General features: G+C 65.7%; 13 protein-coding genes. 8 read left to right on the forward strand and 5 right to left on the reverse strand.

Annotated elements, in window-relative coordinates; translation table 11 throughout:
- Positions 1-62: 62 nt before the first annotated feature.
- The 5 genes from RBA40_RS05690 to RBA40_RS05710 form a co-directional block, all read right to left on the reverse strand.
- Positions 63-476, reverse strand: coding sequence for an SWIB/MDM2 domain-containing protein (locus tag RBA40_RS05690; RefSeq protein WP_099875175.1), 414 nt, complete (start codon positions 474-476; stop codon positions 63-65).
- 226 nt (positions 477-702) lie between these two features.
- The gene (gene ffh, locus RBA40_RS05695; RefSeq protein WP_054268437.1) at positions 703-2073 is read right to left on the reverse strand and encodes a signal recognition particle protein; all 1371 of its coding nucleotides are present in this window, start codon (positions 2071-2073) and stop codon (positions 703-705) included.
- A 120-nt stretch (positions 2074-2193) separates the two neighbouring features.
- Positions 2194-4089 carry an NHL repeat-containing protein gene (locus RBA40_RS05700; protein ID WP_306646658.1) on the reverse strand — a complete coding sequence of 632 codons (1896 nt, stop codon included), beginning with the start codon at positions 4087-4089 and terminating at the stop codon, positions 2194-2196.
- Between the two features lie 217 nt (positions 4090-4306).
- Entirely contained in the window at positions 4307-6226 is a 1920-nt protein-coding gene (locus RBA40_RS05705) for an NHL repeat-containing protein (protein ID WP_306646660.1), read from the reverse strand.
- A 98-nt stretch (positions 6227-6324) separates the two neighbouring features.
- A complete protein-coding gene (locus tag RBA40_RS05710; RefSeq protein WP_306646662.1) occupies positions 6325-8523 on the reverse strand; it encodes a hypothetical protein in 2199 nt (732 codons plus the stop codon).
- A 210-nt stretch (positions 8524-8733) separates the two neighbouring features.
- Between RBA40_RS05710 and RBA40_RS05715 the strand changes: the two genes are divergently transcribed.
- From RBA40_RS05715 to RBA40_RS05750, 8 genes are all read left to right on the forward strand, one after another.
- A complete protein-coding gene (locus RBA40_RS05715; RefSeq protein WP_306646664.1) occupies positions 8734-9708 on the forward strand; it encodes an ABC transporter substrate-binding protein in 975 nt (324 codons plus the stop codon).
- Between the two features lie 64 nt (positions 9709-9772).
- A complete protein-coding gene (locus RBA40_RS05720; RefSeq protein ID WP_306646666.1) occupies positions 9773-10588 on the forward strand; it encodes an ABC transporter permease in 816 nt (271 codons plus the stop codon).
- A 1-nt stretch (position 10589) separates the two neighbouring features.
- Positions 10590-11387: an ABC transporter ATP-binding protein gene (locus tag RBA40_RS05725; protein ID WP_306646668.1), complete on the forward strand. Its 798-nt coding sequence runs from the start codon at positions 10590-10592 to the stop codon at positions 11385-11387.
- Positions 11388-11475: 88 nt separating this feature from the next.
- The gene (locus RBA40_RS05730; RefSeq protein ID WP_306646669.1) at positions 11476-12279 is read left to right on the forward strand and encodes a cytochrome C assembly family protein; all 804 of its coding nucleotides are present in this window, start codon (positions 11476-11478) and stop codon (positions 12277-12279) included.
- Positions 12276-12518, forward strand: a complete 243-nt coding sequence (locus RBA40_RS05735) for a PP0621 family protein (protein ID WP_306646671.1) — start codon at positions 12276-12278, stop codon at positions 12516-12518. The genes RBA40_RS05730 and RBA40_RS05735 overlap by 4 nt, the downstream gene beginning before the upstream one ends.
- 3 nt (positions 12519-12521) lie before the next feature.
- A complete protein-coding gene (locus tag RBA40_RS05740; protein ID WP_306646673.1) occupies positions 12522-14246 on the forward strand; it encodes a sensor histidine kinase in 1725 nt (574 codons plus the stop codon).
- Positions 14243-15658, forward strand: coding sequence for a sigma-54-dependent transcriptional regulator (locus RBA40_RS05745; RefSeq protein ID WP_306646675.1), 1416 nt, complete (start codon positions 14243-14245; stop codon positions 15656-15658). Before RBA40_RS05740 ends, RBA40_RS05745 begins: the two co-directional genes overlap by 4 nt.
- 631 nt (positions 15659-16289) lie before the next feature.
- A complete protein-coding gene (locus RBA40_RS05750; protein WP_306646677.1) occupies positions 16290-19250 on the forward strand; it encodes a ribonucleoside-diphosphate reductase subunit alpha in 2961 nt (986 codons plus the stop codon).
- Positions 19251-19319: the final 69 nt, after the last annotated feature.

Consider the following 19319-nt stretch of genomic DNA (forward strand, 5'->3'; position numbering starts at 1 on the left):
AAAAAGCCCCGGTTGTGAAACCGGGGCTTTTTGTAATCAGGCTTGGACGAGCAATCTGTTTTTTATTTCAGATGGTCGGAAATGAGTTTGGTCATTTCAAACATCGATACCTGTGCTTTGCCGCCGAAGACTGCTTTGAGCTTGTCGTCGGCATTGATCATGCGGCGGTTGGCCGCGTCTTGCAGATCGAGCTTCTTGATGTAATCCCAGACTTTTTTGGTGACTTCGGTGCGTGGCAGCGGCGTTGCGCCAACCACGGCTGCCAGGACGGCGGACGGAGTCATCGCCTTCATGAAGGCGGCGTTCGGCTTGCGTGGGGCTGCTGCAGGTTTTTTTGCGGCTGCTGCTTTTGGTGCTGCCGCAGCTTTTGCTGGAGCGGCTTTCTTCGCTGCTGCCGGCTTTGCCGCTGCGGCTGGCTTAGCTGCGGCGGCCTTTTTTGCTGGCGCTGCTGCTGGGGTTTTTTTGGCTGTTGCCATCTTCAAGCCTCCTTAACGAACACATGGGAAATTGCGCAATTCATCGCACGGCTTATATTGGTGGGGATTTACCGATGACGCAAGTGTTTTTCAAGAATTTTTCGGCGTTTTCATAGGGAAAAGCCAGAACTAAGGCCCGGAAGGCGATTTTTCTGTAGCCGTCGCCCCCGCGCCAAGGCGGCACTCTGCGGCGGGGCGACGGATCAAGCTGTAACGACTGCGCTTTCTAGCGCATCCCGCCCGGCATCATGCCCTTCATCGAGCGCATCATTTTCATCATGCCGCCGCCTTTGAATTTCTTCATCATGGCCTGCATCTGGTCGTACTGGGCCAGCATGCGGTTCACTTCCTGCACCTGCACGCCGGCACCGGCGGCAATGCGGCGCTTGCGCGTGGCCTTGATCAGTTCCGGCTTGGCGCGTTCCTGCGGCGTCATCGAATCGATGATGCCGACCATGCGCCGCACCTGCTTGTCGGCCTGGTCCATGTTGGCGCCGCCCGCCGCCTGCTGGAACTGCGCCGGCAATTTGTCGATCAGGCTCGACATGCCGCCCATCTTCTTCATCTGCCCCAGCTGCGACTTGAAGTCGTTCATGTCGAAGCGTCCGCCGACCTTGATCTTGTTGGCCAGGTCGGCCGCGGCCTTGCTGTCGACGCCCTTGCGCGCTTCTTCCACCAGCGCCAGGATGTCGCCCATGCCCAGAATGCGGTTGGCCATGCGCTGGGCGTCGAACGCTTCCAGGCCGTCGAGTTTTTCGGATACGCCGGCAAACTTGATCGGCTTGCCCGTGATGTGACGCACCGACAGCGCGGCGCCGCCGCGCGAGTCGCCGTCGAGCTTGGTGAGCACGATGCCGGTCAGCGGCAGCGCGTCGTTGAACGCCTTGGCCGTGTTGATCGCATCCTGTCCCAGCATGGCGTCGACCACGAACAGCGTTTCGATCGGGTTGACCGCCGCGTGCACGGCCGAGATTTCCTGCATCATCGCTTCGTCGATACCCAGGCGGCCGGCGGTATCGATGATCAGGACGTCGTGGTAGTGCTTGCGCGCCCAGTCCAGCGCGGCCAGGGCGATGTCGACCGGCTTGTCGGTGGCGGCGGAGGGGAAGAAGTCGGCGCCGACCTGTTTGGTCACCGATTCGAGCTGGGCGATCGCGGCCGGACGGTAGACGTCGGCCGAGACGGTCAGGACCTTTTTCTTTTTCTCTTCCTTGAGGTACTTGGCCAGCTTGCCGACGGTGGTGGTCTTGCCCACACCCTGCAGACCCGCCATCAGGATGATCGCCGGCGGCTGCTGCGCAAAACTGAGCTGCGACGCTTCGGGACCGAGGTCCGCGCCCATCAGCGCGCCCAGCTCGCGCTGGACCACGCCGACCAGGGCCTGGCCCGGGCTGAGCGAGGCCATGACTTCTTCGCCGAGGGCTTTTTCCTTGACGCGGCTGATGAACTCGCGCACGGCGGGCAGGGCCACGTCGGCTTCGAGCAGGGCCAGGCGCACTTCGCGCAGCATCTCGGCGGTATTCGATTCGGTCAGACGCGCCTCACCGCGCATGGTCTTGACGACCTTGGCAAGGCGTTGGGTTAAGTTATCTAGCATGGCAGACCTGACTAATATATAGGGCGATGCCGGCACGTGCCGGTTGTGGCGTCATTTTACCCTAGTCACAACGAAAAAGACCGGCGCCGGGCCGGTCTCCTCATGGCCGCGCGCGCCCGATTACGGCAGCGCCAGCCTGACGATGGCGTTGCCAGAAATAAACGCGTAGCTGTTGATGCCGATCCGCACCAGGCCCTTCGGGTGTTCGACGCCGCCGGGCAGGGGGCCGGGCACCGTCGCCGCACGGTCCGGCGTGCCGGCGATGATGCTCTTGACGTCAGCCGGGGTGAATTTCAGGATCGTGCTGTGCGCGGTATCGGTGTCGTAGTAGTTGCCGGCGTCGTCGAATACCTCTCCCACGTAGCCCGGCACGGTGCCGACCGTGGTGACCACCGCCTCCGGCGTGATGCGGCGGTAGACCGGGCCGGCATCGTGTACGTACAGGTTGCCGCCCTTGTCGAAGCCGAGAATGACCGGCGAGCTGAACCTGGCGGCGGCGCCGGTGCCGTCGGTTTTCTCATCCGGGCCGCCATCGAGGCCGGCAAACACGGTCCATTGACCATCCGGGCTGAGCTTGTGAATGGCGCGTCCGGCCCGCGCGGCGCCCGGGTTGACCGAGGTGTACCATCGGGTCGAGACATACACATTGCCGGCCTTGTCGGCCGCCATGCCGCTGGGCAGGCCGGCGGCGAGGAAGCGCGTGGTGACGCTGCCGTCGGGCGCGATCTTGCGCAGGTTGACGCCGCTGTCGATATACGGGCCGGTGCTGCGGTGGCTGAGCGTTTGCTGTTCGATGGCGTACAGGTTGCCGGACGGATCGGCCGTCAGCCATTGCGGGCCGCGCAGGCGGGCCGCCGCGCCGATGCCGTCGACGGATGTTTCCGACAGATTGGGTTTGCCGGCGAATAAGGTCAGCTGGCCATCCGCGCCTAGGGTGGCGATGTGGTCGGGGAAGACCGCATACACGGTGCCGTCGCGGTCGGCCCGCAGGACGCGCGCCTTCGGCAGCCTGGTCGGGGTGGTGGTGACGACGCCGTCCAGGCTCACGCGGCGCAGCACGCCATTGTCGATCACCAGCAGCTGGCCGCCGTGGTACGCCATGCCGGTCGGATCGCTGAAGCGGGCGGCATGGCCCGTGCCGTCGCGCGCGACCGCGGTATCGTCGGCGCCGGCCAGGGTGCTGACCACGCCTTGCGGCGTGACCTTGCGGATCATCGATGCGTCGGCCAGGTACAGGTTGCCGGCCGGGTCGAGCACGACGGTCTCGGGGCGGATGAACTTGAAGCGGGCGTTGCGGCCCGGGCCGTCGACCGGACCGGAGAAGGCGGGATCGCTGCTGGCCAGGGGTATCGTGATTTCGGCGCCAGCGAGCAAGGTGACGCTGCCGTCGGCCTCGATGCGCGAGATGGTGCTGTAGGTGATGCGGTAACTGATGCCGGCAGCGCTGGTGACGACGCGGTCGCCGCCCTGGCCGAAGGGCAGCGGCGTCGCCGTGCCATCCTGGCCCAGAACATGGGTCTGGCTCAGGTTGGTGAAAAACACCTGGTCGCGGGCGTCGATCGACACCCTGGCGTCGCCAGGGGTGAGCGTGGCGCCGGGATTGTTGTCGAACGGGTGGGTGTACACGGTGCGCACCGTGCCATCGCGTCCCACGCTGCGGATCGCATAGCCAAAAAAATAGTAGCCACCGGTGTTGTCGCGCTTTTGATCGCTGACGTACAGGGTGCCCTTGCTGTCGATCTCGGCGTCGGCGATGGCTTCGAAGCGGGCGTCCTGCCGCAGCCCGTCGGTGCGCAGCGCGCTGCCGGTGTCGCCGGCGATCAGGGTCAGGCCGGCCGGCAGCACCGGGCCCGGGTAGGCCGGTGTCGGCGTCGGGGTGGGCGTTGGGGGCGGGGTGGGCGTCGGCGTCGGCGTGGGTGTTGGGGTCGGTCCGTCGCCTCCGCCGCAGGCGGTCAGGAAGGCGGCAGCGCCCATTTGGATCGTCATCCGGCGTAGTTGAAACGAGCGTGCAGTCATTGTTGGCTCCAGTTAGGTTTCGATGATTGTACTGTTGAAATATTTTTTAAATTGTAAGGTTGTGTATCGGGCAAGCGTGCTTACTCTTCAGCCATTTTCCTGGCGAGCGTATTCGGGGGCGATGAATCACCAGCCAGGCATGGGGGAATCGTCAGCTTGATTAGTTAACGAAAAAGACCGGCGCCGGGCCGGTCTTGGATGCGGGCCGCTACGCCGTTTACGGCAGCGCCGGCCTGACGATGGCGCTGCCAGAGATGAAGGCATAGCTGTTGATGCCGATCCGCACCAGTCCGCGCGGATGTTCGATGCTGCCGGGCAGGGGGCCGAGCACCGTGGCGGCGCGATCCGGAATGCCCGCCACGATACTGGAGACGCCCGCCGCGCTGATCCGCGAGATCGTGCTGTGCTCGCTGTCGGCGACGTAGCGGTTGCCGGCGTCGTCAGTGATCTGGCCCACTTCCGGCGGCACGGCGGCAACCGTGGTCACGGCGCCGGCCGGGCTGATGCGGCGGTAGCCGTTGCCCTCGTCCTGCACATACAGATCGCCCGCATTGTCGAAGCCCAGAATCGACGGTGCGTTGAAGCGGGCGGCGGCGCCGATGCCATCCTGCTTGCCGCGTTCGCCGTCGGCGCCCGCGAACACGCTCCAGACGCCGTCGCTGCCCACCTTGTGTATGACCGCGCCACCCCGGCTCGCTCCATGGACTACTGCAATGTAATACAAGGTCGAGACATACACATTCCCCGCCCTGTCCGCCGCGATGCCGCTCGGATAACCTCCGTACGTCACGGTGCTGGTCGTAGTGCCGTCCGGCGCCACCTTGCGCAGGTACACCCCGGCCTCCTCATAGCCGGCGTAGCGGTAGCCGATGTGTTGCTGTTCGATGGCGAACAGGTTGCCCGCGCTGTCGGCCGTCATGAACTTCGGGCGCACCAGGCGGGCGGCGGCGCCGCTGCCGTCCACCGGCAACCTGGACAGGTCGGGCTTGCCGACAAACAGAGACGCGCCGCCATCGGGCACAATCAGGGAAACATGGTTTCGGTGGATGGCGTAGACGTTTCCCTTGCCGTCGGACAGCAGGCGCTGCGTGTCCGTCAGCTTGGGGCCGACGCTTGTGACCACGCCGCCGGTGCTGACGTGGCGCAGCCCTGTCTTGTCGAGCACCAGCAGCTGGCCATCATGCATGACGATCGATCGGGGGTCGTCGAAGTACGCGCCACTGCCGCTGCCATCCTGGGCCGGCAATGTGGAATTGGCGACGCCGGCCAAGGTGGTCACCAGGCCGCCCGGCGTGACCCGGCGTATCGTATTCGCGTCGATCAGATACAGATTGCCGGCCGGGTCGACCACCACGCCATCTGTGCGGATGGCGGCGAAGCGGGCCGCGGCGCCCTGGCCGTCGCGCGGCTCCGAAGAGCGCACGGTGCTCCCCGCCAACGCAGTCAGGCTGCCGTCGGCGCCGATGCGCGCGATCGAGATACCCCCTCCCTCGCTGCCATAGTTGATGCGGTAACGCACGCCGGCCGCGTTGCCGACGATGAAGGACTGGTCGGGATAGGTAGGGTTGAGCTCGGTCGGCACCTGGGTCGTGCTGCCGTCTTTCCGGATCAGGTAAGTCGTGCGCCCCACACTTGCCCGTATCTGCTCGTCGCCGTCAAAGGACAGGTCGGCGCCTGTGGGATCGAGGGACTCGTGATTTTCATCGGCGGGCACCGGGGCGGACAATACGGTACGAACCACGCCGTCCCGTCCGAACGCACGGATCGTCGGGCCGGTTCCCACGAAGATGCCACGGTTGTCCATTCTGGTCTCGCTGATGTACACCGTGCCTTTGCTGTCGATCAGCGCATCGCGGATGTAGCCGAAGCGGGCGTCGACGCCGGTGCCGTCCGCCGTGACCATACTGCCGGTGTCGCCGGCGATCAGGGTCAGTCCCGCCGGCAGCACGGGGCCGGGGTAGGTCGGCGTTGGCGTTGGTGTCGGTGTGGGCGTCGGGGTCGGCGTGGGTGTCGGGGTCGGCGTTGGGGTTGGCGTCGGCGTCGGCGTCGGTCCATCGCCGCCGCCGCACGCGGTCAGGAACGCCGCGGCGCCGATCTGGAGGGTCATGCGGCGCAGCTGAAACGAGCGTGAATTCATTGTTGACTCCTGGTTAGTTTTGACGAGTGTATGCTGAAACTATTATTTATATGTAATGTTGTGTATCAGGAAAACGCCGTGGGCGCTTGCCGCGGCCGTCAGCGGTGGGTGGGCGTGCGTTTGGCCCATTCGTTACGCGCGAAGTGCGCGTGCAGGTGCTTGAACATGGGGACCGTGTATTGCCCCCTGGCGTCGCCGCCATGGGCGCGGATCAGCATCGACAGTGCCTGCGGCAGGCGCGCATCGCGCGGCTCGCGCGTGGCGTGCTCCATGACCAGGCCGGCCAGGTAGTCGGTGCCGCTCGGCAAAGCCGCCAGGGTGGCGCGTTCGGCGCGCAAGCTGGCCGCCGCCCCGGCCGGCAAAAATGAGGGCATGGCGCTCACCGCGACGCGCTTGCCGTACGTGGGAGTGCCGCCGGCGAAGACGCTCCACCAGTTCTCGCGCGATCGTTCGAGGTCGTTGCTGGCACGCATGGCCGGGGAGGCGAACCCGGCGGGGTCTGTCTGGTAGCGGATGAACGGGCTGACGTTGCCGACCATGCCCGGATAGCGCGCCAGCAGCATGGCGCTGATGCCGCGCCGCAGCGCCGGATCGGTCTCGGCCAGCATCTGGTCCACCAGCGGCCCCGAACCGGCAAAGCGCGCCTTGATCGCCGGTGCCAGGCGGGTGGCCACGTCGGGCCGTCCCAGCGGCAGGGCGCGCGTCCAGGCCACCGTTTCCAGCTCGGCGCGCAGCTTGGGCAGCAGGGTTTTTTGCTGCGCCAGGGTGACCAGCATGTCCAGCGGCAGGCCGGTGTTGAGGAAGGTGGCCACGTCCATGGCGGCGACCGGCGCTTCTCCCTGTACCGGCAGCACGCTGCTGCGCACGATGAAGCGGCCGGCGTCGGCCAGGTTGCGCGCGCGGGCCAGGCCGATGCGCTTGAAGGCGTTGGCGTCGTCCGCGCCGATCGCCGGGCGCAGCGCCAGCGCCGCGTCGACGATGGCAACCGCCTCGGCGTCGCTCGCGGCCAGGCGGGCCAGGTGGTAGCGCGCCGTCAGGTAGGCCGGCGAGTCGGGCTCCAGCGCTTGCGCGGCCGCCAGCAGCGCCGCAGGCGCCGGCGCCTGCGGCGTGGCGAGTGTGAGCGCCGCCACCAGCCACGGCAACTGTTGCGTCGTTTCCCACTGGCGCAGCGCTTCGGCCGGGGAGGCGCTGGCGGCGCGCGCGCTGCGCATCGCCGCCAGCCAGGCGCCATACGCCAGTTGACCGCGTTCTGCCGGCGCGGTGGTGCGCCAGGCATAGCTGTAGTCGCGCACGTCCTGTCCGATCGTGGCGGACGGCGCGGCGCTGCCCAGTTCGGCGTCGAGCCGGGCCAGTACCTGCGCCGGCGCGGTGCGCAGCAAGACCAGCTGGCGCAGGCGGCGCGCGTCGGCCCGCAGCGGCGTGTCGGTGGCGGCGTCGGCCAGCGGCTCCAGGCGCTTCAAGGCGCTCGCCATGAGCGCCGCATCGACCGTGTCGTAGCCGACGGCGGTGGCGGCGCGCACGTCGGCGCGCGCGGCCAGGTAGGGCGCGATGCTGTGCCAGGGCGATGCCGCATCCTGCGCGATGGCGTCGAAGCGCACGGCCGCCTCGGGGTAGGCGGCGCGGTAAAAGTGGGCGGCTGCCTGCTGGTAGGCGCGGTCCATGCGCAGCCAGTGGGGCGCGCCGGCTGGGGCCTCGGCCGGCATCGCGGTGGGCGCGGCGCAGTTGGCGAACACGGCATCCTGGCCCACGATCCAGTCGCGCAAGGTGGCGTCGTTGCCGTAGCTGGCCAGGCGGATAGCCAGGGTGCGGGTAGCGTTGCGAAACGCGTCCGCCGGGCAGTTCAGCACGGAAGCGTCCTTGCCGGTGATGGCGAGCGCGGCGAGCTTGGGCCCGCCGGCGCGCGCGCGCTCGGTTTGCCACCCTTCCAGCGCGCGCTTGAGTGCGGGGTCGTTATGCGGATTGTGGCCGCCCCGCTCGCTTGTTTCGTTCAGCCAGCAGGGGTCGAAAGGGCGCAGGCGATCCTGGGCGGCGGCGTCGAGCGGCATGCCGGCCAGCGCGCGCCAGGCGATGAACTGATAGAAGTCGTCGCGCCCGGCGCGCACGATGCCGGGCTGGGCGAACATGCCCGGCGTCAGGCTGCCCGGCCAGCGCGGCGGCTCGAACACGTTGCCGTCGGCCGACGGGTCTTCATAAAAGGTGCAGCGGCGCTCGCCGGCCTGCGCCGTCGTCATGGCGGCCAGGCCGACCATCATGAAAAACAACGGTGCGCCGGCACGCTTATGCAAAATGGGTTTCATTGATTTCTTTCACTGGGGGGGCGTCATCTTATCAGCGCAAAGCTTGCGCCAGTCGTTAGACATTGATTTCTCTCCGGGCTATCTTTCTCTGGGGCAAGCATGAATAAATGCGGCAACGGCCCGGCAAACGGAGACCGGTTGCGTCTTATTCGCATGCATGACAACACGCGCGGTACCTCATCGACTCTGCACCATCCAACGGAGACAGGCATGACAGGGAAGTTCATCGGCAAGACCATCGTACTGGCGGCGCTGTTCGCCGCCAGCAACAGCCACGCCCAGGATGTGATCCGTCTTGGCAACCTGAAGTTCGCGCATTTCGGCGCCGTTTCGTACATCAAGGAAATCGCACCCAAGTGCGGCATCAAGGTCGAGGAAAGGATTTTCGCCAAGGGGCTCGATGTGATGCAAGCGATCATCGCCGGTGAGCTCGATGTCGGCGCGACCGCATCCGAGGCGGCCATTTCGGGCCGCGCCAGCGGGGCGCCGATCTTCGTGGTGGCCGGTTTCGCCAAGGGCGGCGCGCGCCTGGTGGCGCGGCCCGATCTCGGCATCAGGGGCATTCGGGAATTGAAAGGCAGGAAGGTCGGGGTGACGCGCGGCGGCATCCAGGAAGTGCTGCTGATGGCCCAGCTGAAAAAATTCGGCATGAGCGCCGACAGCGCGCCCGGCAAGGATGTGCACGTGATTTACCTGCCGTTCGCCGACCTGAACCAGGCGCTGATGGGCAGGAACATCGACGCCATGATGCAGTCCGAGCCGCAATCGTCGCAGGCCATCAACAAGGGTTTCGGGATGGAGGTGATGAAACCCTACGACACGCCGATCGGCGAGCCGGTGCGCACCATGGTGATGACCGAAGCCTTCTACAACGGCAAGCGGGTACTGGCCGACAAGTTCATGCGCTGCTTCGTCGAAGCGACCCGCACCTTCATGGCCCATCCGTCCATCGCCGAGAAATACGTGCGCGAAGTGATCTACAAGGGCCAGATCACCAGGGACGACTTCGAGGATGCGATCAGCAATTCGCCGTATTCCCTGGACGTGACGGCCGAGCATATCCAGATCACCACCGACACCATGGTCAAGACCGGCGTGGGCCGCATGGTGCGCCCGCCCCTGGCCAGGGACTGGGTCAGGACCGATCTGCTCGACGCGGCCAAGAAAAGCCTGGGGGTAAGGTGAACAGGTCCCCCGTTCGACAACCCGACAGGGTCAACAGCATGAAAACAACGTTTCCGGAGGTGGCATGAACAGCAGACAGTTGCGTGAAGTGGGAATCGGCCTGGTGGTGCCGGCCGTGGTGATCGCCTTGTGGCAGCTGGCGGCGGCGCAGGGCCTGGTCAATCCCCAGGTATTGCCGTCGCCGCTGGCGGTGCTGCACAAATGGATCGAGTACCTGCTGCCGCTGCAGCCGCACGCGGACGGCAGCTGGCTGGCCTGGGCTGTGTCGGGCGAACTGATGGTCGACTCGCTCACCAGCATGTACCGGGTGCTGCTCGGCTTTGCCATCGGCGCCGGGCTGGCGCTGCCGCTCGGGCTGGCCATGGGCGCCAATGCGCGCGTGTACGCCTGGCTCAATCCGCTGGTACAGCTGCTGCGGCCGATTCCGCCGATCGCCTACATTCCGCTGGCGATCCTGTGGTTCGGGCTGGGCAATCCGCCGGCCGTGTTCCTGATCGCGCTGGGGGCCTTCTTTCCGGTGCTGATCAATACCATCGCCGGGGTGCGCCAGGTGGACGGCATTTACCTGCGCGCGGCGCGCAACCTGGGCGCCAGCCAGCGCACCATGTTCGTGCGCGTGATCCTGCCGGCCGCCGTGCCCTATATTTTGTCGGGCGTGCGGATCGGGATCGGCACCGCCTTCATCGTCGTGATTGTCTCGGAAATGATCGCGGTCAATAATGGCCTGGGTTTCCGCATCCTGGAAGCGCGCGAATATTTTTGGTCCGACAAGATCATGGCCGGCATGATCACCATCGGCATGCTGGGGCTGGCGATCGACGTCGGCATGAACCGCCTGAACAATTACCTGCTGCGCTGGCACCGCGGCCTGGAGAACTGACATGACTGCATCACCGATCCGTATCGAAGGCGTCGACAAGACATTCAGCAGCGCCGGGGGCGAGCTGGTCGCGCTCAAGGATATCAACCTGGACATCCCGGCCGGGCAATTCACCTGCCTGCTCGGACCGTCGGGCTGCGGCAAGTCGACCCTGCTCAACGCCGTGGCCGGCTTTGCGCTGCCCACGCGCGGCACCATCCGCACCGGCGGCCATCCGGTGACGGGGCCGGGGCCGGACCGCGGCATGGTGTTCCAGGAGTACGCGCTGTTTCCCTGGATGACGGTCGAGCAGAACGTCGCCTTCGGCCTGGAAATCAAGGGCGTGGACAAGGGTGCCATCAACGCCACCGTCGCCCGTCTGCTCGAGATGCTGTCGCTGAGCGACTTCCGCCAGCGTTTCCCCAAGGATTTGTCGGGCGGCATGCGCCAGCGCGTGGCGATTGCGCGCGTGCTGGCGCTGGACTCGCCGATCCTGCTGATGGACGAGCCGTTCGGCGCGCTCGACGCGCTGACCCGGCGCAACCTGCAGGACGAGCTGCTGCGCATCTGGGCCGCCACCGGCAAGACCATCATTTTCGTCACCCACAGCATCGAGGAAGCGATCTACCTGGCCGACCGCATCGTGGTGATGACCTACCGTCCGGGCACGGTCAAGCGCGACGTCATGGTCGACCTGCCGCGCCTGCGCGACCCGGCCGCGCCCGAGTTCAATGCGCTCAAGCGCGAGCTGGGGCAGCTGGTCATGGAAGAGCAGCAGCGCCATCACAACGACGAGTTGCGCATGGCGGCAGTCGATTAGGGAGGCGGGCAGGGCGCCGGCGGCGGGGCTGGCGGCGGTGCCCTCACGCCGTCCCCGCCGGCACGCGCCGATAGTGTAAACTTGCAGCATGCAGACTTACTTACTTATCGCAGCGGCGCTGCTGTACGCGCTGTGCGCCATTCTCCCCACGGCCCGGGGCACGCTCATTTCCGCCGTCACGGCCGGGGCCTGGCTGCTGCACGGCGCCGCCCTGTGGCTCGACATGATGGCGCCCGGCAGCGTGCGGATCGGCTTCGCGCTGATGATTTCCGCCGCGCTGTGGATCTCGGTGGCGGCCTACTGGATCGAAAACCGCAATTTCGCGCTCGACGGCCTGCGCCGCCTGGTCATGCCCTGCGCCGCCGCCGCCGCGCTGCTGCCGGCCGTGTTCCCGGGCAGCGTGCTGCAGCTCGAAGGGCGCGCCCCGGCCTTCGGCTGGCATATCTCGGTGGCCATCCTGGCCTACAGCACGCTGACGATTGCCGCCTTCCATGCGGTCCTGATGGCGCTGCAGGAAACGCGCCTGCATGCGCGCAACCCGCAAGCGGGCTGGCTGGCCACGGCGCTCGACCAGCTGCCGGCCCTGCTGACCATGGAAAAACTGCTGTTTCGCCTGATCTGGATCGGCTTCGTGCTGCTCAGCCTGACCGTGCTGTCGGGGATCGTGTTTTCGGAGCAAGTGTTCGGCACCGTGCTCAAGTGGGATCACAAGAGCGTCTTCACCTTGCTGTCGTGGTTTCTGTTCGCCGCGCTGCTGGCCGGACGGCGCTGGCGCGGCTGGCGCGGCAAGACCGCGCTGCGTTTCACCCTGGCCGGTTTCGCCACCCTGGTGCTGGCCTATGTCGGCAGCCGTTTCGTACTTGAAGTCGTTTTGCACCGGGGACTGGCATGACACGCATTCTGTTCTGGATCGCGCTGGTGGCGCTGGTGATCGCGGCCATCCGCAGCAAGCTGCGCGGCATGGCGCCGCCGCCCGGGCAGGGCGCCGCTCCGCGCCAAGCGCCGGCGCGCGAGGCCGAAACCATGATCGCCTGCGCCCACTGCCACGTGTACTTCCCCGAGTCGGAAGCGGTCAAGGCCGACGGCCGGGAGTATTGCAGCCCGGACCACGCCCGTTTGCCACCCGCCTGAGTGATGTCCTTCTGGAGCGCGCTGTCGGCAGAGTCGCGCGAAACATTCTGGCGCTCGCTGCAGGCGCTGACCGCCACCCGCATCGTCATTTCGCTGGTGCTGCTGGCGTATCTGGCGTTCGACCAGAAAGGCGTGGCCCGCGCCGGCCACCATCTGTATACCGAAACCTGCATTGCCTACCTGGCGCTGGCCGGCGCGTTCGTGCTGGCCAGCGTGTACGTGCGCAAGCACTTCCTGATGCAGGTGGTGGTGCAGATCGCGGTCGACATCGCGGTCATTTCGGTACTGTTCATGGCCGCGGAAGCGAGCCGCGGCAGCCTGGTGATCCTGTACCTGTTCCCGCTGGCGGGCGCGGCGATCCTGGCGCCGCGCCTGCTGGCCCTGTTTTCGGCCGCGCTGGTTACCCTGTTCCTGCTGATCGATTCCCTGTACCAGGTGTTCCTGGGTATGGCCGGCATGCCGCTCACCCAGGCCGGGCTGTACGGGGCCGCCTTCTTCGCCATCGTGATGGTGGTCAGCCGCCTTGCCGCCAAGCTGATCCGGCAGGAAGAACTGGCCGCGCGCCACGGGGCCGACCTGAAAATCCAGCAGGCGATCAACCAGATCATCATCGCCGACGTCGATGACGGCATCCTCGTGGTCGACCGCGACGGGCACATTTTCGCCGGCAACCCGGCCGCCCAGCACATGCTGGGGCTGGCCAACGGCGACAGCGGCTTCGCCCTGTCCGGGGTACCTGCGCTGGAACCGGTCGCGCATGCGTTTTCGGAGTGGCAGCGGCAGGTCGGACCGGCCGCGGGCGGGCCGCGCGCCGCTTTCGTGACCGTCAAGCCGTACCGCGACAGCGGCGGCGGCGACGCCGGCACGGCCGCCTGGAGCGGCCGGCGCGACCTGGCGGCCCACCTCAAGCTGCGTTTCGCGCGGGTCGACACGGTCGACGAGGCGTCCGAGCGCTGCGTCATTTTTTTGCAGGACGTCACCGCCATCGAAAACCAGGCCCAGGAACTGAAACTGGCCTCGATGGGACGCCTGACCGCCAGCATCGCGCACGAGGTACGCAATCCGCTCTCGGCCATCGGCCACGCCACCGCGCTGCTGGCGGAAGACTTGCACGAGCCGGGCCAGGCGCGCCTGCTCAAGATCGTCGGCGACAATGTGGCGCGGGTGAACCGCATGGTCGAAGACATACTGCAATTGTCGCGCAAGGTCCAGCCCAACGGCGATCCGTTGTTGCTCGGCCCCTTTTTGAATGAGCTGAAAGCCGAATTTGACGAAACCCAAGGGGTCGCCAATGATATAGTGTGGTTGGGCAACACTGGAGCCGTGCCGGTGCGTTTCGACGCGCTGCACCTGCGCGAAGTGCTGATCAACCTGCTGACCAATGCGCTGCGCTACGCCAGCGGCGGGGAGGGCAGTATCCGCGTGTACGTCGTCACCGATGCGGCCGGCGGCATGGAGCTGCACGTGCAGGACGACGGGCCGGGCATCACGCCCGATGTGCGGGCTCACCTGTTCGAACCGTTTTATACGACCTCGAGCAAGGGCACCGGGCTGGGGCTGTACCTGGCGCGCGAGCTGTGCCTGAACAACGCGGCGATGCTCGATTACGAGTATCGCTTCGATGCCAGCGGCTTCGGGGTGCGCAAGGCCAGCGGCCGGTTTGTGATTTCGTTCGCGCAGCCGCTGGGAGCGCGCGGCGCCACTAGTAACAGAAAGGCAACAACATGACATCACCCCGCGTACTGGTCGTCGATGACGAGGCGGATTTACGCGAACTGCTGGAAATCACGCTGGTCAGGATGGGGCTCGATGTGGACAGCGCCGAAACGCTGCGCGAGGCGCGCGCTTTCCTGGCGCAGAACGAGTATGGCCTGATCCTGACCGACATGCGCCTGCCCGACGGCCTGGGCCTGGAACTGGTGCAGGAAGTGAACGCTTCCAATAAATCGACCCCGATCGCGGTCGTGACCGCTTACGGCAGCGCCGAAAACGCGGTGGTGGCCTTGAAAGCGGGCGCCTTCGATTACGTGTCCAAGCCGGTGGTGCTGGACGATTTGCGCGTGATGGTGCAGTCGGCCCTGCGCCTGTCGGCCCCGTCCGCGCAGACCGGCAGCCCGGCCGCCGCCGGCACGGCCTCGCGCCTGATCGGCGAATCGGCCGTGATGCAGTCGCTGCGCAATCAGATCGAACGGCTGGCGCGCTCGATGGCGCCGATTGCGATTACGGGCGAGTCGGGCAGCGGCAAGGAACTGGTGGCGCGCGAAATCCACGCCCGCAGTTCGCGCGCGGGCAAGCCCTTCATTGCCGTGAACTGCGGCGCGATTCCCGAAGCGCTGATGGAAGCCGAGTTTTTCGGCTACCGCAAGGGCGCGTTTACGGGCGCGGCCGACGAGCGCGACGGGTTTTTCCATGCGGCCAACGGCGGCACCCTGATGCTCGATGAAGTGGCCGATCTGCCGCTGGCGATGCAGGTCAAGCTGCTGCGCGCAATCCAGGAACGGCGCGTGCGCAAGATCGGCGCCACCAGCGAGGAGCCGGTCGATGTGCGCATCATCAGCGCCACGCACCAGAATCTGGCACAGTGCGTCGAGACCGGCAAGTTCCGCCAGGATCTGTTTTACCGCCTGAATGTGATCGAATTGAGCGTGCCGCCATTGCGTGAGCGGCTCGACGACCTGGGGGTGCTGGTCGATGGCATGCTGGCGCGCCTGGCCGGACCGGGGCAGAAAGCCGCGCTCGGGCCGCAGGTGCTGGAAACCTTGAGCACGTATTCGTTCCCGGGCAATGTACGCGAGCTGGAGAATGTGCTGGAACGGGCGCTGGCGTTCGCCAACGATGGCGTGATCGAAGTGGGCGACCTCTCGCTCAAGGGCGCGCGGGTGGCCGAGCGGCCGGCGCCGGCGGCCGAGGCGCCACCGGCGCCAACGCCGGTGGCGGCCGCGCCGGTGAGCGCAAGCGGGCCGGCGGAGTTGCCGAGCAGCCTGCCCGATTATCTGGAACAGGTCGAGCGCGAGATCATCTTGCGCGCGCTGACCCAGACCCAGTTCAACCGCACCCAGGCGGCCCTGCTGCTGGGGATCAGTTTCCGGCAGCTGCGGTACCAGATGCAGAAGCTCGATATCCAGGAGCCGGAGGGCTAGGGTGCCCGGTGCCGGCCCGCTTCTCTGAAGGTCCGGCGCTGTTGGCGTCGCGCCAGTTCCCCATCTTCCTGCGAACCTGCATCGGTCTCCCCGGCCGAGGGCCGCCTTGCGCGGGGCGACGCCGGGGGGCGCAAGACGGCGCGCGCGCGGTCGCGGCGGAACCCATTCCAACGCCCGCTCCCCCCACGGTTTATAATGCTGCCCGCGACGCAAAAACGGCAGGCGCGCGCTGGCGGCTGCTTCAAAAAAGGGCACCCGTTAGTATGTGCTAACCGGGCAGTCCTTCATGCGGCCTGAGTCAAAAAAGTCAAGCGACGCACATGAAAATATTGCTACTTAATTCTATTGCCACTCCCCGGGTGAGGTACTACAATTAGTCCCACATTTGATGAATCGACTAGATATAGTGGTTTTTGAAGCTCTGCCACCGATAACTCAGCATCCATAACGCAGCACGGCAAGCCTAGTTTTTAACGCAATCCACCCACCATCGCCTTACGGCGCCGGCCTCGATATTCCAGGCTGGCGGGGGTAGTTTTTTTGTTTTTATATTTGTTGGGGACGGTTGATTGACGCCGTCCACTTGATAACAACCGGCGGCAGACCAAAGCCCGCCGCTCCAGGAGGTTCAATGCAAACATCCCAAGATTCTTCGATCAACCAATTGCACATCACACCTGGAGCAGCAGGCCAGCCAGCACCGACCAGTGCCGCCGCCGTCGCCGCCCGCGGCGACTACCGCATCATCCGCCGCAACGGCGCTGTCGTCGCCTTTGAACCCTCCAAGATCTCGATCGCCGTCACCAAGGCCTTTTTGGCCGTTAACGGTGGCCAGAGCGCCGGCTCCGCGCGCGTGCGCGAACTGGTCGAGCAACTGACCGAGAACGTCGTTTCCGCCCTGATCCGCCGCCAGCCATCGGGCGGCACTTTCCACATCGAAGACGTGCAGGACCAGGTCGAACTGTCGCTGATGCGCTCGGGCGAGCACGACGTGGCGCGTGCCTACGTGCTGTACCGCGCCAAGCACATGGAAGAGCGCCGCCTGCAGAAGGAGGCACAAGGTGCCTCCGCGCAACTGGCCGCGCCGCAAATCCACGTGACTGAAAACGGCCAGCGCCGCCTGCTCGACATGAACCAGGTGCGCGACCTGATCGCCGCCGCCTGCGTGGGCCTGGAAAAACACGTCGACGCCGACGCCATCCTGGCTGAAACGGTCAAGAACCTGTACGACGGCGTACCGGTCGAAGAGCTGCACAAGTCCGCCATCCTGGCTGCGCGCGCGCTGATGGAAAAGGACCCGGCTTACTCGCAAGTGACCGCCCGCATCCTGCTGCACACCATCCGCAAGGAAGTGTTCTGCGAAGAAGTGCCGCAAGCGAAAGCGGCGGCACACTATATAGAGTACTTCCCGAAATACATCGCCAAGGGCATCGAGAACGAGTTGCTGGACCCGGTCCTGGCCACCTTCGACCTGGCCAAGCTGGCCCGCGCCCTGGTCGCCGACCGTGACTTGCAGTTCGGCTACATCGGCCTGCAAACCCTGTACGACCGCTACTTCCTGCACGTGCGCGACGTGCGCATCGAAATGCCGCAGGCGTTCTACATGCGCGTTGCCATGGGCTTGTCGCTGCGCGAAGAAAACCGCGAAGCGCGCGCCGTCGAGTTCTACAACCTGCTGTCGTCGTTCGACTTCATGAGCTCGACCCCGACCCTGTTCAATTCCGGCACCCTGCGCTCGCAGCTCTCGTCGTGCTACCTGACCACCGTCTCGGACGACCTGGAAGGCATCTACGACGCGATCAAGGAAAACGCGCTGCTGGCCAAGTTCGCCGGCGGCCTGGGCAACGACTGGACGCCGGTGCGCGCCCTGGGCGCCCACATCAAGGGTACCAACGGCAAGTCGCAAGGCGTGGTGCCGTTCCTGAAAGTGGTCAACGACACCGCCGTGGCGGTCAACCAGGGCGGCAAGCGCAAGGGCGCGGTGTGCGCCTATCTGGAAACCTGGCACATGGACGTGGAAGAATTCCTCGACCTGCGCAAGAACACGGGCGATGACCGCCGCCGCACCCACGACATGAACACGGCCAACTGGATTCCCGACCTGTTCATGAAGCGCGTGATGGAAAAGGGCGACTGGACCCTGTTCTCGCCATCGGAAACGCCTGACCTGCACGACAAGGTCGGCAAGGCGTTTGAATTGGCCTACACCGGCTACGAAGCCAAAGCGGCCGCCGGCGAAATCCGCGTGTTCAAGAAGATCGCCGCGCTCGACCTGTGGCGCAAGATGCTCTCGATGCTGTTCGAAACCGGCCACCCATGGATCACCTTCAAGGATCCATGCAACATCCGTTCGCCACAGCAACACGTCGGCGTGGTCCACAGCTCGAACCTGTGCACCGAGATTACCCTCAACACCAACGAGTCGGAAATCGCCGTCTGCAACCTGGGTTCCGTGAACTTGCCGGCGCACATGAAAGAAGGCAAGCTCGACCCGGTCAAGCTGCAGAAAACCGTCCGCACCGCGATGCGCATGCTCGACAACGTCATCGATATCAATTACTACGCCGTCGAAAAAGCGCGCAACTCGAACATGCGCCACCGTCCGGTGGGAATGGGTATCATGGGCTTCCAGGATTGCCTGCACATGATGCGCGTGCCGTATTCGTCGAACCAGGCGGTTCAATTCGCCGATTCCTCGATGGAAGCGGTGTGCTACTACGCCTACCTGGCCTCGACCGAGCTGGCCGAAGAGCGCGGCCGCTACGAGTCGTACAGCGGCTCGCTGTGGGACCGCGGCATCCTGCCGCAGGATTCGATCAAGCTGCTGGCCGAGGAACGCGGCGGCTACCTGGAAGTGGACATGTCCTCGTCCATGGACTGGACCGTGGTGCGCGAACGCATCAAGCAGTTCGGCATGCGCAACTCGAACTGCGTGGCGATCGCCCCGACCGCGACGATCTCGAACATCATCGGCGTGTCGGCCTGCATCGAACCGACCTTCCAGAACCTGTACGTGAAGTCGAACCTGTCCGGCGAATTTACCGAGATCAATTCTTACCTGGTGCGCGACCTCAAGGCGCGCGACCTGTGGGATGAAGTCATGATCGCCGACCTGAAATACTTCGACGGTTCGCTGGCCAAGATCGACCGCATCCCGCAAGACTTGCGTGACATTTACGCAACGGCGTTCGAGGTCTCGCCGAGCTGGCTGGTGGAAGCGGCATCGCGCCGCCAGAAGTGGATCGACCAGGCCCAGTCGCTGAACATCTACATGGCTGGCGCGTCGGGCAAGAAGCTCGACGAGACCTACAAGCTGGCCTGGCTGCGCGGCCTGAAGACCACCTACTACCTGCGCACCATTGCGGCGACCCACATGGAGAAGTCCACTTCCAAGACCGGCGCGCTGAACGCGGTGGCGGTCGATGGCGGCATGTCGGCCCACGCAATGGGTGCGGCGGCCGATACGGCGGCCAAGGTGGCTGCGAGCGCAGCGGCCGCGACGGCAGCCGCGGCGGCGGCCGAGGAAGACGGCGCGGCGTGCTACCTGCGTCCGGGCGACGATGGCTTCGAGGAATGCGAAGCCTGCCAGTAATAGCGTCATCGCCGGAGTCATCCCCGGCAAACAGGCGCAGCGCCACGGCGCTGCGCGCAATACCGAATT

Origin of the sequence: Massilia pseudoviolaceinigra, assembly GCF_030846505.1 — a bacterium.
GTDB classification, from domain to species: domain Bacteria; phylum Pseudomonadota; class Gammaproteobacteria; order Burkholderiales; family Burkholderiaceae_D; genus Telluria_A; species Telluria_A violaceinigra.

What these genes read in the sequence shown, in the direction of transcription:
- ffh (WP_054268437.1), bottom strand. Translation starts at nt 2,073, where the DNA reads ATGCTAGATAACTTAACCCAACGCCTTGCCAAGGTCGTCAAGACCATG.
- RBA40_RS05710 (WP_306646662.1), bottom strand. Translation starts at nt 8,523, where the DNA reads ATGAAACCCATTTTGCATAAGCGTGCCGGCGCACCGTTGTTTTTCATG.
- RBA40_RS05720 (WP_306646666.1), top strand. Translation starts at nt 9,773, where the DNA reads ATGAACAGCAGACAGTTGCGTGAAGTGGGAATCGGCCTGGTGGTGCCG.
- RBA40_RS05725 (WP_306646668.1), top strand. Translation starts at nt 10,590, where the DNA reads ATGACTGCATCACCGATCCGTATCGAAGGCGTCGACAAGACATTCAGC.
- RBA40_RS05740 (WP_306646673.1), top strand. Translation starts at nt 12,522, where the DNA reads ATGTCCTTCTGGAGCGCGCTGTCGGCAGAGTCGCGCGAAACATTCTGG.
- RBA40_RS05690 (WP_099875175.1), bottom strand. Translation starts at nt 476, where the DNA reads ATGGCAACAGCCAAAAAAACCCCAGCAGCAGCGCCAGCAAAAAAGGCC.
- RBA40_RS05745 (WP_306646675.1), top strand. Translation starts at nt 14,243, where the DNA reads ATGACATCACCCCGCGTACTGGTCGTCGATGACGAGGCGGATTTACGC.
- RBA40_RS05715 (WP_306646664.1), top strand. Translation starts at nt 8,734, where the DNA reads ATGACAGGGAAGTTCATCGGCAAGACCATCGTACTGGCGGCGCTGTTC.
- RBA40_RS05730 (WP_306646669.1), top strand. Translation starts at nt 11,476, where the DNA reads ATGCAGACTTACTTACTTATCGCAGCGGCGCTGCTGTACGCGCTGTGC.
- RBA40_RS05705 (WP_306646660.1), bottom strand. Translation starts at nt 6,226, where the DNA reads ATGAATTCACGCTCGTTTCAGCTGCGCCGCATGACCCTCCAGATCGGC.
- RBA40_RS05735 (WP_306646671.1), top strand. Translation starts at nt 12,276, where the DNA reads ATGACACGCATTCTGTTCTGGATCGCGCTGGTGGCGCTGGTGATCGCG.
- RBA40_RS05700 (WP_306646658.1), bottom strand. Translation starts at nt 4,089, where the DNA reads ATGACTGCACGCTCGTTTCAACTACGCCGGATGACGATCCAAATGGGC.
- RBA40_RS05750 (WP_306646677.1), top strand. Translation starts at nt 16,290, where the DNA reads ATGCAAACATCCCAAGATTCTTCGATCAACCAATTGCACATCACACCT.